At 60.8% G+C, this 15,235-nt stretch carries 16 protein-coding genes; 7 read left to right on the top strand and 9 right to left on the bottom strand.

The features are described 5' to 3' along the window. Positions 1 to 50 precede the first annotated feature (50 nt). Both ACF8Q6_RS03665 and ACF8Q6_RS03670 read right to left on the bottom strand, forming a co-directional pair. The gene (locus ACF8Q6_RS03665) at positions 51 to 1,040 is read right to left on the bottom strand and encodes a fimbrial protein (protein ID WP_047604534.1); all 990 of its coding nucleotides are present in this window, start codon (positions 1,038 to 1,040) and stop codon (positions 51 to 53) included. Between the two features lie 25 nt (positions 1,041 to 1,065). Beyond that, on the bottom strand, positions 1,066 to 1,770 hold the full coding sequence (locus ACF8Q6_RS03670) for a molecular chaperone (RefSeq protein WP_392490579.1): 705 nt from the start codon (positions 1,768 to 1,770) through the stop codon (positions 1,066 to 1,068). 197 nt (positions 1,771 to 1,967) lie between these two features. Between ACF8Q6_RS03670 and ACF8Q6_RS03675 the strand changes: the two genes are divergently transcribed. Next, positions 1,968 to 2,312, top strand: a complete 345-nt coding sequence (locus ACF8Q6_RS03675) for a hypothetical protein (RefSeq protein ID WP_047604536.1) — start codon at positions 1,968 to 1,970, stop codon at positions 2,310 to 2,312. 128 nt (positions 2,313 to 2,440) lie between these two features. Here the strand turns inward: ACF8Q6_RS03675 and ACF8Q6_RS03680 are convergent, their stop codons facing one another. From ACF8Q6_RS03680 to ACF8Q6_RS03690, 3 genes are read right to left on the bottom strand one after another with little or no spacing between them, the layout of a single operon-like run. Continuing rightward, positions 2,441 to 3,280: an oxidoreductase gene (locus ACF8Q6_RS03680; RefSeq protein ID WP_392490577.1), complete on the bottom strand. Its 840-nt coding sequence runs from the start codon at positions 3,278 to 3,280 to the stop codon at positions 2,441 to 2,443. A 43-nt stretch (positions 3,281 to 3,323) separates the two neighbouring features. Continuing rightward, on the bottom strand, positions 3,324 to 3,611 hold the full coding sequence (locus ACF8Q6_RS03685) for a putative quinol monooxygenase (protein WP_012053254.1): 288 nt from the start codon (positions 3,609 to 3,611) through the stop codon (positions 3,324 to 3,326). Positions 3,612 to 3,642: 31 nt separating this feature from the next. After that, positions 3,643 to 4,407 (bottom strand): SDR family NAD(P)-dependent oxidoreductase, encoded by a 765-nt coding sequence (locus ACF8Q6_RS03690; RefSeq protein ID WP_014859533.1) that lies wholly within the window; start codon positions 4,405 to 4,407, stop codon positions 3,643 to 3,645. A 297-nt stretch (positions 4,408 to 4,704) separates the two neighbouring features. Between ACF8Q6_RS03690 and ACF8Q6_RS03695 the strand changes: the two genes are divergently transcribed. Further along, positions 4,705 to 5,610, top strand: coding sequence for a LysR family transcriptional regulator (locus ACF8Q6_RS03695; protein ID WP_012053252.1), 906 nt, complete (start codon positions 4,705 to 4,707; stop codon positions 5,608 to 5,610). Positions 5,611 to 5,921: 311 nt separating this feature from the next. Here ACF8Q6_RS03695 and ACF8Q6_RS03700 read toward each other — a convergent pair whose 3' ends face one another. From ACF8Q6_RS03700 to ACF8Q6_RS03710, 3 genes are all read right to left on the bottom strand, one after another. After that, on the bottom strand, positions 5,922 to 6,827 hold the full coding sequence (locus ACF8Q6_RS03700) for a helix-turn-helix domain-containing protein (RefSeq protein WP_392490576.1): 906 nt from the start codon (positions 6,825 to 6,827) through the stop codon (positions 5,922 to 5,924). A 212-nt stretch (positions 6,828 to 7,039) separates the two neighbouring features. Then, positions 7,040 to 7,294 (bottom strand): Atu4866 domain-containing protein, encoded by a 255-nt coding sequence (locus ACF8Q6_RS03705; protein WP_014754027.1) that lies wholly within the window; start codon positions 7,292 to 7,294, stop codon positions 7,040 to 7,042. 29 nt (positions 7,295 to 7,323) lie between these two features. After that, complete coding sequence (locus tag ACF8Q6_RS03710) at positions 7,324 to 8,061, bottom strand: SDR family oxidoreductase (protein ID WP_017147827.1); 738 nt, start codon at positions 8,059 to 8,061, stop codon at positions 7,324 to 7,326. A 511-nt stretch (positions 8,062 to 8,572) separates the two neighbouring features. Between ACF8Q6_RS03710 and ACF8Q6_RS03715 the strand changes: the two genes are divergently transcribed. The 5 genes from ACF8Q6_RS03715 (at position 8,573) to ACF8Q6_RS03735 (ending at position 14,597) form a co-directional block, all read left to right on the top strand. Then, a complete protein-coding gene (locus ACF8Q6_RS03715) occupies positions 8,573 to 9,496 on the top strand; it encodes an NADP-dependent oxidoreductase (RefSeq protein WP_392490586.1) in 924 nt (307 codons plus the stop codon). A 346-nt stretch (positions 9,497 to 9,842) separates the two neighbouring features. Next, a complete protein-coding gene (locus tag ACF8Q6_RS03720; protein WP_392498315.1) occupies positions 9,843 to 10,145 on the top strand; it encodes a hypothetical protein in 303 nt (100 codons plus the stop codon). A 135-nt stretch (positions 10,146 to 10,280) separates the two neighbouring features. Continuing rightward, complete coding sequence (locus tag ACF8Q6_RS03725; RefSeq protein ID WP_014754024.1) at positions 10,281 to 11,189, top strand: AraC family transcriptional regulator; 909 nt, start codon at positions 10,281 to 10,283, stop codon at positions 11,187 to 11,189. Positions 11,190 to 11,430: 241 nt separating this feature from the next. Then, positions 11,431 to 13,467 (top strand): FAD-dependent oxidoreductase, encoded by a 2,037-nt coding sequence (locus ACF8Q6_RS03730; protein WP_392492350.1) that lies wholly within the window; start codon positions 11,431 to 11,433, stop codon positions 13,465 to 13,467. Between the two features lie 236 nt (positions 13,468 to 13,703). Beyond that, on the top strand, positions 13,704 to 14,597 hold the full coding sequence (locus tag ACF8Q6_RS03735) for a 1-aminocyclopropane-1-carboxylate deaminase/D-cysteine desulfhydrase (protein ID WP_392498317.1): 894 nt from the start codon (positions 13,704 to 13,706) through the stop codon (positions 14,595 to 14,597). Here the strand turns inward: ACF8Q6_RS03735 and ACF8Q6_RS03740 are convergent. Further along, positions 14,588 to 15,133 (bottom strand): cytochrome b, encoded by a 546-nt coding sequence (locus ACF8Q6_RS03740; protein ID WP_392491288.1) that lies wholly within the window; start codon positions 15,131 to 15,133, stop codon positions 14,588 to 14,590. The genes ACF8Q6_RS03735 and ACF8Q6_RS03740 overlap by 10 nt on opposite strands. Positions 15,134 to 15,235 lie beyond the last annotated feature (102 nt).

Consider the following 15,235-nt stretch of genomic DNA (forward strand, 5'->3'; position numbering starts at 1 on the left):
GCTGGCAACTGGACATCAGACGATCCTTAAAGGCCGCCTGGCCGAAGGTTTTACTGGTAGTACAGGTCGACCAGCGCCGTGGCTTCGAACGGACCGGAAATGGGCGCCGAGCGCCAGATCAGGTCGGCGCGGAACGGGTTGTGGATCACGCCCGGCGCAGCCAGGTCGGCCAGCTTGAACCAGGTGGCGAAAGGCACCGGCTGGTTGCTGTCCTGCTGGGTCAGGGCGATGCCGACGGAGGTGTTGTTGGCGGGCACCAGCAGCTTGTCGATGATGCTGGCGCTGCCAGCGACCGGGGTGAAGCGGGCGCTGACGGTGTAGGGCGTGTCGCAGGATCTGGTCAGGTCGAGGCTGAAGCTGGCCGAGCTGGCGACCTGGCCGACCTGTGCCGAGCTGGCCAGGGCACGGCGGAAATTGACCACCGAAGGCAAGATGGTCAACTCGGGAGAGCAAGGCACGAAGCGGATGTTGTTCATGCCGGTGACGACATAGTTGAGGTTGCTGTCGGGTTTTGGGTTAAGGCCGCCCTTGCCGTCCAACTGGAATACCCGGTACTCGCTGAGCGTGCTGGCTTGTCCGTCGGTTGGCGTTGCGCCGTTCTTTTCGATGAACACCGTGAAGTTCAGGGTGAAGCGGGCCTTGTCCCAGCCCGCACAGTTCGCCCAGTTGCAACCATAAAGCGAGTTGTAGCCAGTGGTGACGGCGCCCGACGTCTGGGTGATGTTCTGCGAGCCGTAGCGAATCCCGACCCGTATGCCCTTGCCTATACTGGCTTTGGCCGGGTTGACATAGAAATAGACATCTTCCTTGATGCCGGTTTCATAGTCGTCGGCGCAGATGACCGGAACCGAGTGTGGTGCCGATTCCCAGATGATCGTGCCGTCGGGCGCGTCGGCCGGTACCGCCAGTGCGGTGCCCAGTGCCTCCTTGAATACCGCCGCCATGGACGGGTCCAGCTTGCAGGACAGTGCGTAGCTGGTGGCGGGGCAACTGGCGGCGACGAAAAGCAGGCCAAGCAAGTGTTTCCGGATCAGGTTCATGAGTGGGTATCCTGTGGCGGTGTGTTCACGGCAGCGCGATGTGGTGGCGCTTCTGCAGGCCGATATCGGTGAGTTCGCTGAACGCCACGCGACTTTGCGCGGGCAGGGGCGAGGGCGCCTCGAGGGTGAGCGATGCCCCCGGGCGCAGCAGAACGTAGTCCGCAAGCTGGCGCGACTGCCCGGGGCTGTCGAGCTGGAGGTTGACCAGCGAAACGTGAAAGGCACTCGGGTTGCTGACTTCGATCAGGCCAGGCTGACGTGCGCGCCATGCCAGGCCCTCGACCGCCTCGCTGGCCGAGCCTGGCAGGCCGGCAGGGCGGTAGAACAGCTTCAGGCGCTGGCGAACGGCGAATTGCAGGGTATTGGCCTGTTCGGGTTTGCGCGGGATCTCGAGGATGTTCAGCCAGAACAGTGACTCCCTGTCCTCGGGCAGGCCCTTGCCGGCGTACAGCACCCGCAGCATGTGCCGGCCGTTGGGCGGTATCAATGCCAACGGTTGGACGATGGCGAAGGGCGCATCGGCGCTTTCGTCGGTACTGCTGACCCAGCTTTGCATGACGGTGTCGAGGTCGCTGCGATTGACCACGCTGATGCTTGCTTCCTTGTTCGAGCCTGGGTAAATGAGGCGTGTGCCCTCGACTTTGAGCTGGCCCCAGGCACCGGACGCCAGGCCCATCAGGACCAGCGCCGCCATGGCTGGGCGCGAGAGGGTATGAAGCAAGCGCGACATGGTCAGGGCAGGGCTCCGGTGAGGGTGACTGGGAAGGGCCTGGGCATCCTAGACAGCTGGGCCGCCCCCGGCTTTGAGACGTTTCTTAAATTGCCGCGTGGTTTAAATGCCTGCTTTGTGAACTGCCTCACGCGCGCAGACGGCCCGGTCCCTGCTCATCCGATAGGCTCAAACGTGGGTATCGGGGAGTGGAAACCATGAGCGGCAAGCGATTCGCATTGAGTGTTGCAATGAGTCTGGCCCTGGTCGGTCAGGCCCAGGCAGGCGCCGTCGTCGCCTCGGGCATGCTGCAGTTCACTGGCAGCATCGTCGAGCCGTCCTGCACGACTACCGTGGGCAGTGCCGGTTGGCGCATGGATGACTGTCCGGCGCTGGCGCGTGACAGCGTCATCGGCATTGAGGGCGTGGACGGCCAGGCACTGCCGGTGCAGGCGGTACGCGTCGATCAGGGGGCCACGGTCGACCAGGCCTACAGGCTGGTCGACGGGCGCGGCGAGCCGCTGACCCAAGGCCATTACGTGGTGATCCTGACCTCACCTTGAGGGCGGGCAGCCGCTCGCTCGCGCCTTGGAGAACATCTTCAGCTTCAGCTCTCAACACAACATGAATTGCCGTACAGGCAATCCGCCAGTTCGTTTGGATGGCGGCTCGGGAAGCGAGCCGCTGGTTCTCAAACCTGGGACGCTGGAAAATCGACGCCGCGAGCGGTGGCTTCCCAGACGCTGAACTCCGTACGCATGGCGGACAGCTTGGCCATCGCCACATCGAATGCTCTGTTGCCCAGCAGCAGGCGGTGTGGTGGCTGAGGCGAAGTAACCGCAGTATGAATCGCCGCAGCTGCACGGGCCGGGTCCCCCTCCTGCTTGCCGACCGAAGCGTGGTAGGCACGGCGCGCCTTACCTGCGGTAACCTCGTAATCCGCTATCGGTTCCGGCACTTCACCCGATGAGCCTGCCCATTCGGTGCGAAATGCGCTGGGCTCGACCGTCATGACACCGATCCCCAGGGGCTCAAGCTCAGCACGCAAGGTTTCCGATAACCCCTCGACAGCGAACTTGCTCGCGCAGTAGTAGCCTACTGCGGGGAAGCCCGCGAGCCCACCTATGGAGGTCAGGTTCACGATCATGCCCTGACGCCGCTGGCGCATGCCGGGCAGCACTGCCTGGATCATATGGGAGGTGCCGAAGAAGTTAACGTCGAACAGGCGGCGCGCCGCCTGCGGGTCTGTTTCCTCGACAGCGGCGAAGTAACCGATACCGGCGTTGTTGACCAGTACATCCACCCTGCCGAATACGCGTTCAGCTTCAGCCACCACGGCCTTGGCCTGTTCGGCATCGGTTACATCCAGTGGCAGTATCAGCGATTGGCCGAGGCTGGCGAGATCCTGCACCTGTTCGGTCTTGCGTGCGGTGACAACCACGCGCTCGCCTTGCTTGAGCAAATGGGCTGCAATGTGGCGGCCAAAACCGGTGGAACAGCCGGTTACCAGCCAGGTGTTCTGTGTACTCATGGGAGGGTCCTCCTGCAAGTGGTCGGGTTCAGTGCTTGATCGTCTAGGCGCGCCGCTCGAACGTATGGACCTTGGGGACCTCGCTGCAGAACGTGTCGAGTTCGGTCATGAAGGCCTGCACATAAGGTGTCTGCAGATGTCCGTCAAAGGCCTCGGACGAGTGCCAGTCCTCGTAAACGAGCCACCCCTCGACCGAGTCGCCCGATTGGTAGATGTCGTAACGGACGCAGCCAGGCTCCTGCCGTGTGGGGCCGACCAGCGCCAACAGGCGCTGGCCGAGGGCACCGCTTTGCCCGGGGCGTGCGGTGAAGAACGCGAGCTTTGTGAGCATGCTATGGGCTCCTTTATGGGTGATAGACCGATCAACCGGCGGTCACGGTCATGCCGCCGTCGGCCATGACAACCGAACCGACCATGAAGCTGGCCCGTTCGGACGCGAGAAACGCGACGAGCTCGGCAATTTCTTCCGGCTGTGCGGCACGGCCGATGGGGGCCGCTTCGCCGTGCTTGGCAAGAAAGCCAGGACCGTCTTCGACCACGTCATTGAGGATGTTGGTGACCACGTCGCCGACGCCGATGGCATTGACGCGGATACCGTACTCGATGGCTTCGAGTGCCAGCGTACGGGTCAGCTGTGCCAGCGCACCCTTGGAGGCGGTGTAGGCCGCGATGGTTGGAAAGGCGAAGTAGGCGGCATAGGAGGCGATATTGACGATTGCGCCGGACTTGTTAGGCATCATTGCCTTGACTGCCTCGCGGCAATGCAGAAAGGCCGCGGTGGTATTAACCGCCTGGATGCGCTCCCAGTCTTCGCGGGTCATGTCGATGACCAGTTTGTTGATGATGATCCCGGCGTTATTCACCAGGATATCCAGCCGGCCGAACCGCTCGACGGCAAGGCCGACGGCACGTTCTGCAGCGCCATCTTCGCTGATGTCCGCCACCAGTGGGACCAGCCCTGGGCGTGCGAGGTCTTCTACGGCAGGGTCGATATCTTCGGCAACGACCTTGGCGCCACGTGCATGCAGCAAAAGCGCAATTGCCTTGCCGATGCCACTGGCGGCGCCGGTGACCAGCGCGACTTTGCCTTCGACTTCATGGGGAATGTTGGGCGTGATAGTAGTCATGATGCTCTCCTGCGTTGTGAGCCGAGGAGACATTCGCCGGCTCTAGCCCGTAAGGGACGGCTTTACTGTCGCGCAACGCGCAGAGAGAGGCTTTCGTAAGCTTGCCGAGGCTGTCGGGATTTTGCGCCGATATGCAGTCTCTCGGTCCGTAAGCGCAAATCATGCTTTGAATCGCCAGCCAACCCCGCCATCCAGGAGCGGAGTAAACACAGGGGCACCTGGCTCACCGGGGCTTTGACCCGCTGGCTTACCTGCAAACCTCAGATAATATGAGCCGGAACGTTCGAGAGAAGAGCAATGATTTCAGACCCGGGTACCCCAACGCTCGATCAACTGCGGGTATTTCTTGCAGTAGTCGATGTCGGCAGTTTTGCTGGAGCAGCGCGCAAGTTGCATCGCGCCACTTCAGTGGTGAGCTACTCCATTGCCAACCTGGAACTGCAGCTGGGCGTCAGCCTTTTTGATCGCAAAACCACCCGTAAGCCACAATTGACCGACGCCGGCCGGACAGTGCTGGCCGAGGCGCGCACCATCTACAGCAGCATTGACGGGCTGCGCGCCAAGGTTCGCGGTTTGCTGCATGGCCTGGAAGCCGAAGTGCATCTCGTGCTTGACGTAATGTTGCCTCGCGAGCGTATGGTCGATGCGCTGAAAGCCTTCCGAGAAACGTTTCCAACCGTATCCCTACACCTGCATATAGAGGCGCTTGGCGCAGTGACCCAACGGGTGCTCGACCGTGGCGCCACGTTGGGTGTGAGTGGCCCTCTGACCACAAGCATTGATGGCATTGAACGTATCGGCGTAGGTAAGGTGGCGCTGGTTCCGGTGGCCGCGCCTGACCACCCGTTGGCGCAACCGGGTCCACACCCGCCGGGTTCAGGTCGCGCACATGTTCAACTGGTTCTGACAGATCGTTCACGGCTCACTGCAGATCAGGAATTCGCGGTGATCGGCACACGCACGTGGCGCCTGGCGGATTTGGGCGCCAAGCACATGCTGCTTCGCGAAGGCATCGGCTGGGGCAACATGCCGATAGACATGGTTCGCGATGACCTGGCCACCGGACGCCTCGTGCAAGTCGAACTGCCCGACTGTTTTGGCGGCGATTATGCGTTCGATGTTATTTACCGCACCGACACGCCTCCCGGCCCGGCCTCGAAATGGCTGATCGAACGGTTTAAGGCTCAGGCCCGATCCTCCTGACCATTCGAAAAAGTCGAACCTGACGCCCGGCGCATCTATGAACAGGAGTATGTGCTCTTCGTGCGTGTCAAGGACGGCAAGCTTGCCTTTATCCGTGAGTACTTCGACCCGGTCCGGGCTGCCGTTGCCCTGAATGCGCCGATTCCTGCGTTGGCCAGTTAAGGTGTCGCTCGCGCTTACGCAACGCCGCTGCACGGTTGCCGCTTCGCTGAGCCCCTGGCTGTTCGGCTGGAGGGATCTTGAAGGCACACTGGGCGGTCGGTAACAAAAACCGATGCGTTCGCCGAGCTTCTATACGGCATCATGTTCCCCTATTGGCGGTATTGCGTGGGCGTTACGCCCACCTCGCGTTTGAACACCTGTGAGAAATGGCTGTGACTGCTATACCCAACCTCCAGGCCTATATCGATGATGCTCTGATCGGTCTCGAGGAGCAGCTGCCGGGCCCGAGCCATCCTCAACCTGATGAAGAACTGCAAGGGTGAATATCCGGCGGCTTTTTTGAACATTCGGCTGAAGTGGCATTCACTCATCCCGGCAACCTCGGCCAACTGCCTTAAATTGAAGTCCCTTGCCAGATCGGCTTCCATGGCCGCCAGCACGCGCCGAAACTTGTACGCAGGGAGAGCGTTGCGGCGTGGGCGATCGTCCGCTGAGCTATCCAGATAATTGCGGGCAAGGTAGACGGCGATGCATTGGGCCAGACCCTGCAAATAGAGCGGGCTTGCGCCACGTCCCATGAGTTCCAGCCGAACATGCTCCAGCAGTACCGACAGTCCTTCGTCACGCCCGCCTGACACTTCCCGCAGGCGAACGGCCTCGACAGGCCCGCCCAGTACTTCATGGATGGCTTTTTCCAGGAGCGGGACACCGAGATAGATGTGCATGACTTCAAAGGCGTCTGCGCTGGAGACGTTCCAACGCATCTCATACGGTTGCGCCGAAGTGGTCAAAAAGAAATCGCCTTTAGCAACTTCGCTGGTTTCCCATTGGCCCCCAAGCTCACGTTCCTGTACGGCAGCGTTTCCCGAAATGATCCAGACCAGCAAGGGTTCGGCCACCGCTGGGACGATGAAGTTACCTTCCTCACGTTCCCGGTTGAAAATCTGCACCAGGATGTCCCGGTCGGCCAGCACGTCCGAAGCGGCAATTCGCTTGCCCCGGATGTGTGCCTCCAAACCATGGGCAGAAGTCCGCTCTGTCACATCCAGGGTCATAGTGTCCTCCCTCTTTCTTGGCGAGTACGCAGGATAAAAGCTGCCTCGCTTCCTGGGTGCCGTATGGTCAGGTACAGGTTCAAGGCGGACAGCGCGCGGTGTATTTCACCTGATCTGGTCACGGCAGTGAGAACACACTCTGGACGCAACGGCAGGGCTTTCAGGGTTCAGAGTCACGACAAAGCCGGAATGTCTCCATTCCGGCTTGCGCTTCAACGTTCGGGGTATAAAACCATCCCGGCGTGGTACAACACATTGTTGCGAAACTCACCATCAGCGGTAAATCCAGTGTCATCGACATACTCGATGTGATCACCCTCCAACCAATAGCGGCCCTGGTAAGCACTTGCTTGCCGACCGCGTGCTTCGTCGTAGCGGCCCCCGGGCAAGAGTTCATGGCGAATCCGACCGTCAGCCGTCACCCACATGCCAACGTATGTGTTCTGGTTTCCATATGGCTTGCCCATCTCTGTTCCTCGCTATCGTCAATAAAGCATCAGAATGGACTCGCGGTTGGACGCACGATCAGCTCGCTGACGTCGACATCCGCTGGCTGCTCGACCGCGTAGGCAATCGCACGGGCAATGGCCGCAGCGGGAATCGCGATCTTGCGAAACTCCCTCATCTCCGCGCGTCCGCCTTCATCCGAAATGCTGTCGGCCAGCTCCGATTCGGTAACGCCTGGTGCAATCACCGTGACTCGAATATCACCCCCGACCTCTTGACGCAGACCTTCGGAAATTGCCCGGACGGCATATTTGGTGGCGCAGTACACCGCAGCGGTAGGGCTCACGGCGTAGGCACCAATTGAGGCGATATTGATGATCTGGCCAGCACGCTGCTGTTGCATGAGCGGCAGCGTTGCAGCAATACCGTGTAGTACGCCGCGAATGTTCACGTCGATCATCCGGTTCCACTCATTGACCTTCAACGCTTCCAGTTTCGAGAGTGGCATTACGCCGGCATTGTTGATGAGTACGTCGACGCGACCATGCAATTCGACAGCGAAATCGATGAAGGACTGCATGTCGTCCAGGCTGGTGACGTCCAGCGCCAGCACATCAGCGGTACCGCCTGCTGAACGAATGTCATCGGCCAGGGCTTCAAGGCGATCGGTACGGCGGGCCCCCAGAACGACGCGAGCGCCTTTGCTGGCGAGCAGGCGGGCTGTGGCTTCGCCGATACCACTGCTGGCGCCTGTAATCACGATGACTTTGTGTTCGATGCCGTGCATTTTTCTCACTCCTGTTCCTGGTTTCAGAGGCACCTGCTGAACGGCAGGTGTTAAGGCAAGAGTAAAAATCCTGGGGGGAACAGCGTTATGTGATTCCTGCGACGGTCATGCACGATCCTGCATGATTGATCTGCGACTCCTGTCAGCCCTTTGCCCGATCCTGGACTGTCTGAGGGCTGCACGAACCGGATAAAACTTTTCTATTTATTCGAACATAAATGCCGAAACTAACCGGCTATTAAGCAAAGGCGTATGGAGCCACACTCTCACCCGAACTGCTGCAGTCGTACTGGCGTTGTTCAGTGTTCTCACCGCAGCGATTTTCCACAGCGCGCTGGCCGACCAGGCCCAGTTCATCCATTTCTTCAAGAACATCGCGATGGCCGGTGGCTTGCTGCAGACCGTGGCTTTTTTGGTGCAGGCCGCTTCAGCTTGGACGCCCGTCGTCAGTAGTCGAAGTGCAGCGCCACAGAGCATCTGGGGCATCATCACCTTACCAATGGGAAAAACTATGAAAGCTATCCAAGTGGCACAGTACGGTCAGGTTCAGGGGTTGGAACTCAAAGATGTCCCAGATTTGGTGCCCAATGACGACCAGGTTTTAATCAATGTCGCGGGGAGTGGAGTCAACCCGATTGACTGGAAGATCCTCTCAGGGGCAATGAAGCAATTCATCCCATTGTCTTTGCCCTATACGCCGGGGGTCGAGGTTGCCGGTACCGTTGCAGCGGTTGGCAAAAATGTCCAAGGGTTTGTTGTGGGGGATGAGGTATTCGGTTTCATAGGCATAGTCGGTGGCTACGCGACTCAGGCCGTGGCAGCCGCCGACAGGCTTGCGCATAAGCCCGCCGGCGTGCCGCTCCTCCACGCCAGTGGCATTCCTGCTGCAGCGCTTACCGCCTGGCAAGCACTGCATGAACACGCCAACCTACAGCCGGGTCAAACAGTGTTGATTCACGGGGCTGCGGGAGGTGTAGGAAGTTTCGCCGTACAGTTGGCTCGCCTGGCCGGTGCTTATGTAGTGACAACGGCCTCGGCCGGCAACCGAGACTACCTGTATTCACTCGGGGCGCAGCAGGTCATTGACTATACCGCGCAACGGTTCGAAGACGTGGCTGAAGAGATCGATGTTGTTCTCGACCTGGTAGGAGGAGAAACGCAAGACCGTTCATGGACGATTGTCAAACGAGGAGGTGTACTTGTGTCTACCGTCAGCCCACCCGACCCGCAGAAGGCGCGTGAACACGACGCTGTCGGCAAACATTTCGCTACCCGTTCGGATGGGCGCCAGTTAGCACAGATCGCGCAATTGATTGCTGAGGAGAAGTTGCGCGTCGAGGTTGAGGTGATGCCACTTTCCAAGGTGACCGATGCTATAACGCTGAGCTCAGGGGGGCATACCCGCGGCAAACGTGTCCTGGATGTCAATCGTTGAACAGCGGTTAACTGTATTAGGCTTTTATGCAAAGCTTGGGAAAGGGATGCCTGCTCCTTGCTGAAGCCTGAGCCCCCGAGATGCCTCGCCGCAGGAATGTGCAAAATCATCGCAGGAAACCCATAACGGGTTCATTACCGCCGCCTTAATCTGAGCCCAAGCAGCAAGCGAACCACTGCTGCTGCCGGCCATCAGAGCGACCAAGCCTGGAAGCATACAGGCATCAACGTCACGCTTTGCACTGACAACCGGCAACGAATCCATCGCTAATTTCGGAGTCGCTGTCATGAAAAATGTTAACAAAATGATGATTGGAGTCGCCTTAGCTGTTCTGAGCGCAAGTTCGATGGCGCTTCCAGTCAAAGAGCAAGGCAACTGGACCCATAAGCCTTGCAAATACCTGTGTGCACCAATCCTGGTCGAGGACGGTGCAGACCGACTCAATGGCCGTCGGGTTGCCGAGGACGGTGCAGACCGACTCAATGGCCGTCGGGTTGCCGAGGACGGTGCAGACCGACTCAATGGCCGTCGGGTTGCCGAGGACGGTGCAGACCGACTCAATGGCCGTCGGGTCGCCGAGGACGGTGCAGACCGACTCAATGGCCGGCGTGTAGCCGAGGACGGTTCGGACCGAGTCATCAATGCCTGATGTGCCTGGGCTGCGCCAAAGGCCCGGAAAAACCGGGCTTTTGGCAGATCAAATGATCCATTCGGCATCTACCCAAATGGATGCGAACCCACCTATCCTCTGCAATCGGGACAGCCGAACGGGGAGGTAACGGTAGTGAGTGATCTGGACGATGAGCTGACACGCCTGAGGGCCGAACTGGCATCAGCGATGCAACGTTTTGCTCCGACATACGGCGTCTATCAAACGGCGATCGATCCGTTGCATTTCATACGCAGCGACACGCCAACAGATGTCATCCATACGGTTCATAAACCGGGATTGTGCATAATTGTACAGGGCCGGAAACAGATCCAGTTGTGGGATGAAAGCTATACCTACGATCAACTGAACTATCTGGTTGTCTCTGTGACACTGCCTCTGGCTGGGCAAGTGACCGAGGCCTCTCCAGAGAGGCCCTACTTCTGCATTCGCCTGGATATCGACCCGGCAGAAATCGCTCAGCTGATTGCCGACGTCAGCCCGATCGGCGTACCCAGCCAGCCATCTCGTCGCGGCCTCTATCTGGACAGGATTGATACCCCATTGCTTGATGCCATGTTGCGACTGGTACGTCTGTTGGATGTGCCCTCCGATATCCCGGCATTGGCTCCGCTGGCCCTCAGGGAAATATTTTACCGGTTGCTCAAAGGCCAGCAGGGCCAGCGATTACATGAGATAGCCATCAACGACAGCCAGACCCACCGGGTGACAAGAGCTATCGAATGGTTGAACAACAACTATGCGCAGCCGCTGCACATCGATGAGTTGGCGAGCTATGTCAATTTGAGTAATTCCACGCTTCACCACCGATTCAAGGCAATCACCGCGATGAGCCCGTTGCAGTACCAGAAACAACTGCGCCTGCAGCACGCACGAAGGTTGATGATTTCAGAAGGGCTGGATGTTTCCACGGCCGGGTTCACGGTGGGCTATGAGAGCCCGTCACAGTTCAGCAGAGAATACAGCCGGATGTTCGGAGCCCCTCCAAGCAAGGACATCGCAAAGATTCGATCGATGGGATGAGTTGCAAGGTGGAACGGGCCCCCGCAAGCAAGTAAAGGGGGGCAGCGTAGGGGGATTGATACCGGTCGGGCCTATGCGTCAGCCCTCAGCAGTCTCGCTGTGCGCCAGGATCAATAACTTGTCAGTTTCGATCATTGAGCCCTTTCAAACGGCTGTTTAATGTCGCTGACAGACAAACGACGGGGCCCGCCACCCAGTGAGGTGCCCGCAATCCGTGATCACGCCATCAGGGGACCTTTCCATGGCCGCCGACCGCTACCCGCACCTGCTTGCCCCGCTGGACCTGGGCTTTACCACCTTGCGCAATCGCACTCTGATGGGCTCGATGCACACCGGCCTCGAAGAGCGCCCCGGCGGCTTCGAGCGCATGGCTGCATACTTTGCCGAGCGCGCCCGCGGTGGCGTTGGCCTGATGGTCACTGGCGGCATTGCGCCCAATGATGAAGGCGGGGTGTATTCCGGTGCGGCAAAGCTCAGCACCGAGGAAGAGGCCGACAAGCACCGCATCGTCACCGAGGCGGTGCACGCTGCCGGTGGCAAGATCTGCCTGCAGATCCTGCATGCCGGGCGCTACGCCTACAGCCCACGCCAGGTGGCACCTAGCGCGATCCAGGCGCCGATCAACCCGTTCAAGCCCAAGGCGCTGGACGAGGAGGGTATCGAGAAGCAGATTGCCGACTTCGTCAATTGTGCCGTGCTGGCCCAGCGTGCCGGTTACGACGGTGTCGAAATCATGGGTTCGGAAGGTTACTTCATCAACCAGTTCCTGGCCGCCCACACCAACCACCGCACCGACCGCTGGGGCGGCAGTTATGAAAACCGCATGCGCCTGGCAGTGGAAATCGTCAGCCGGGTGCGTGGCGCGGTAGGGCCGAACTTCATCATCATCTTCCGCCTGTCGATGCTCGACCTGGTCGAGGGTGGCAGCACCTGGGACGAGATCGAGCTGCTGGCCAAGGCCATCGAGCAGGCCGGCGCTACCTTGATCAACACCGGAATCGGCTGGCACGAGGCGCGTATTCCGACCATCGCCACCAAAGTGCCGCGTGCGGCCTTCAGCAAAGTCACCGCCAAGTTGCGGGGCGTGGTGAGCATTCCGCTGATCACCACCAACCGCATCAACACCCCGGAGGTGGCCGAGGCGGTGCTGGCCGAGGGCGATGCGGACATGGTCTCGATGGCCCGACCGTTTCTCGCCGACCCGGACTTCGTCAACAAGGCCGCTGCCGGTCGCGCGGATGAAATCAACACCTGCATCGGCTGCAACCAGGCCTGCCTGGACCACACCTTCGGCGGCAAACTGACCAGCTGCCTGGTCAACCCGCGTGCCTGCCACGAGACCGAACTCAACTACTTGCCTGTACGTACGGTGAAGCGCATTGCCGTGGTCGGCGCCGGCCCGGCTGGCCTGGCAGCGGCCACCGTGGCGGCCGAGCGGGGCCACGCGGTGACCCTGTTTGACGCCGCCAGCGAGATCGGTGGCCAGTTCAACGTGGCCAAGCGGGTGCCGGGCAAGGAAGAATTCTTCGAAACGCTGCGTTACTTCCGCAACAAGGTCAAAAGCACGGGCGTCGACCTGCGCCTGAATACCCGCGTGGATGTGCAGGCACTGGTGGGCGGCGGCTTTGATGAAATCATCCTGGCTACCGGCATCGCCCCGCGTACACCGGCCATTGCGGGCGTGGAGCATGCCAAGGTGCTCAGCTACCTGGACGTGCTGCTCGAGCGCAAGCCTGTGGGCAAGTCGGTGGCCGTGGTTGGCGCGGGAGGTATCGGCTTCGATGTGTCCGAGTACCTGGTGCATCAAGGGGTGGCCACCAGCCAGGACCGAGCGGCATTCTGGAAAGAGTGGGGCATCGATACCCACCTTCAGGCGCGAGGTGGTGTGGCCGGGATCAAGGCCGAGCCGCATGCTCCGGCGCGGCAGGTGTACCTGTTGCAGCGCAAGAAATCCAAGGTGGGTGACGGGCTCGGCAAGACGACCGGCTGGATTCACCGCACCGGGTTGAAGAACAAGGGGGTGCAGATGCTCAACAGCGTCGAGTATCTGGCTATCGACGATGCCGGCCTGCACATTCGTGTGGACGGCGGCGAGCCGCAGGTGCTGGCGGTGGATAACGTGGTGATCTGTGCCGGGCAAGAGCCGCTGCGCGAGCTGCAGGAAGGGCTGGTGGCGGCGGGGCAGTCGGTGCACCTGATTGGTGGCGCGGATGTGGCGGCCGAGCTGGATGCCAAGCGGGCGATCAACCAAGGCTCGCGGTTGGCGGCTGAGCTCTGAGGCCGTTGGGGCTGCGTGAACCCGACACCTGCACGTGTGGGAGCGGGCATGCCCGCGAAACAGGTGACGCGGTGGATGGCACCGGCCTTGCCGGTGTTCGCGGGTGAACCCGCTCCTACGACGGCCTGTGCCGGGGCATCGATGCCTGTGTCGAGCCACCCTGGCACTGTGATACCTCGGCGGGGGCGACTCATCGATTACAAGCGCTTGCGGGATTACCCTGTACACTGCGATCCATGCATGTATTCGACCTCCCCCCAGCCCCCCTGCAGTTTCTGGACTTGCCCTGGCTGCGGCAAGCCCAGGTCCAGGCCGCCACTCTGCGCCTGGACCTGATTGACCCGCTGATCAGCGGCAACAAGTGGTTCAAGCTACGCCACCACCTGCAACAGGCCGGCGCCAGCCATGCTCCAGGCCTGATCAGCCTTGGCGGCAACCATTCCAACCATCTGCACGCCTTGGCCGCTGCCGGCAAGCGTTTCGGCTTCGCCACCGCCGGCCTGTTACGCGGCCATGCCCAGGACACGCCAACCGTGCGTGACCTGCAGGCGCTGGGGATGAAACTGCATTGGCTAGGCTACGGCGGCTACCGTGCGCGCAACGAGCCAGGCTTTTGGGCTTCCTGGCAGGCGCGCTATCCAGGCTGGCACTGCATCCCCGAAGGGGGCGGCGGGCTGGCCGGTGCGCAGGGCTGCGCGCTGATCATGCAGCAGGCGCGCGCGCAAATCTCGGCCTTGGGGTGGTCAGACTACGACGCCTGGTGGTTGGCTGCCGGAACGGGGACTACCTTGGCCGGCCTGGTAATGGCTGAGGCAGGGGCGCATGCCGTGCACGGCGCCTTGGCCGTACCCAGGGATCATGGGGTGCCGGAGACGGTGGCAGCATTGGCCGGCACGCACGGCTACCAGCTACACGACGCCTGCCGTGGCGGTTTCGGAAAATTCGACGATGCGCTACTGACGTTCATCGCCGACTGCGAGCAGCACACTGACGTGCCGCTCGAAGCCCTCTATACCGGCAAGGCTCTGCTGGCCTTGCGTGATCAGGTCGCTGCCGGGCTGTTCAAGCCCGGCAGCCGCCTGATCTTCGTACACACGGGTGGCCTGCAGGGGCGACGCGGTTACTTGTAGGGCAGCATGCGCAACAGCGTGTTGTCGCGCTGCACATAGTGGTGGTAAAGCCCGGCCAGTGCATGCAGGCCGATCAGCCAGTAGCCCCAGCTGCCAATACGCTCATGCCAACCTTTGATGAACTTGGCCTGGTCCGGGTTCGGGCCGATCAGGTGTGGCAGCTCCAGGCCAAAGAACGGCACCGGTTTGTCGGCGGCACTGAGGATCAGCCAGCCGGCCAGCGGCAGGCCGATCATCATCAGGTACAGTGCCAGGTGCATCAGGTGCGCCAGGCCGGTCTGCCAGGCCGGTGGTTTGGGCACGATGGGCGGAGTCGGGCGGCTCAGGCGCATGGCCAGGCGCAGCCAGACCAGCACGAACACGCTGAGCCCGAGCATGAAGTGCAGGTCCTTCATCAGGTTGCGTTCGACGCTGTCCTTGGGGAACAGGCCACGCAATTCGATGAGGGCATAGACAGCGGCCAGCAGCACCAGCATCAGCCAATGCAGGGCGATGGACAGGCGCGCGTAATGGGTGGTGGTGGGGGATGAAACCATGATTGGTCCTCGTCATCAGGTCTGAATGGCGCTCTTGCTGGCGCTCAGGAGTCATTTTAATGGCTACCGGAAACAGATCTTTGCGCCAGGTCTGTGAAAAAT

This window comes from Pseudomonas sp. GLN_2 (assembly GCF_043106005.1).
In the GTDB taxonomy this organism is placed as follows: Bacteria; Pseudomonadota; Gammaproteobacteria; order Pseudomonadales; family Pseudomonadaceae; genus Aquipseudomonas; species Aquipseudomonas alloputida.

Bases quoted from the DNA above. Each gene is read 5' to 3' on its own strand.
- ACF8Q6_RS03690 (WP_014859533.1), bottom strand. From the start codon at position 4,407: ATGACTACTATCACGCCCAACATTCCCCATGAAGTCGAAGGCAAAGTC.
- ACF8Q6_RS03705 (WP_014754027.1), bottom strand. From the start codon at position 7,294: ATGGGCAAGCCATATGGAAACCAGAACACATACGTTGGCATGTGGGTG.
- ACF8Q6_RS03675 (WP_047604536.1), top strand. From the start codon at position 1,968: ATGAGCGGCAAGCGATTCGCATTGAGTGTTGCAATGAGTCTGGCCCTG.
- ACF8Q6_RS03715 (WP_392490586.1), top strand. From the start codon at position 8,573: ATGAAAGCTATCCAAGTGGCACAGTACGGTCAGGTTCAGGGGTTGGAA.
- ACF8Q6_RS03700 (WP_392490576.1), bottom strand. From the start codon at position 6,827: ATGACCCTGGATGTGACAGAGCGGACTTCTGCCCATGGTTTGGAGGCA.
- ACF8Q6_RS03665 (WP_047604534.1), bottom strand. From the start codon at position 1,040: ATGAACCTGATCCGGAAACACTTGCTTGGCCTGCTTTTCGTCGCCGCC.
- ACF8Q6_RS03680 (WP_392490577.1), bottom strand. From the start codon at position 3,280: ATGAGTACACAGAACACCTGGCTGGTAACCGGCTGTTCCACCGGTTTT.
- ACF8Q6_RS03670 (WP_392490579.1), bottom strand. From the start codon at position 1,770: ATGTCGCGCTTGCTTCATACCCTCTCGCGCCCAGCCATGGCGGCGCTG.
- ACF8Q6_RS03685 (WP_012053254.1), bottom strand. From the start codon at position 3,611: ATGCTCACAAAGCTCGCGTTCTTCACCGCACGCCCCGGGCAAAGCGGT.
- ACF8Q6_RS03695 (WP_012053252.1), top strand. From the start codon at position 4,705: ATGATTTCAGACCCGGGTACCCCAACGCTCGATCAACTGCGGGTATTT.
- ACF8Q6_RS03735 (WP_392498317.1), top strand. From the start codon at position 13,704: ATGCATGTATTCGACCTCCCCCCAGCCCCCCTGCAGTTTCTGGACTTG.
- ACF8Q6_RS03720 (WP_392498315.1), top strand. From the start codon at position 9,843: ATGGCGCTTCCAGTCAAAGAGCAAGGCAACTGGACCCATAAGCCTTGC.
- ACF8Q6_RS03730 (WP_392492350.1), top strand. From the start codon at position 11,431: ATGGCCGCCGACCGCTACCCGCACCTGCTTGCCCCGCTGGACCTGGGC.
- ACF8Q6_RS03710 (WP_017147827.1), bottom strand. From the start codon at position 8,061: ATGCACGGCATCGAACACAAAGTCATCGTGATTACAGGCGCCAGCAGT.
- ACF8Q6_RS03740 (WP_392491288.1), bottom strand. From the start codon at position 15,133: ATGGTTTCATCCCCCACCACCACCCATTACGCGCGCCTGTCCATCGCC.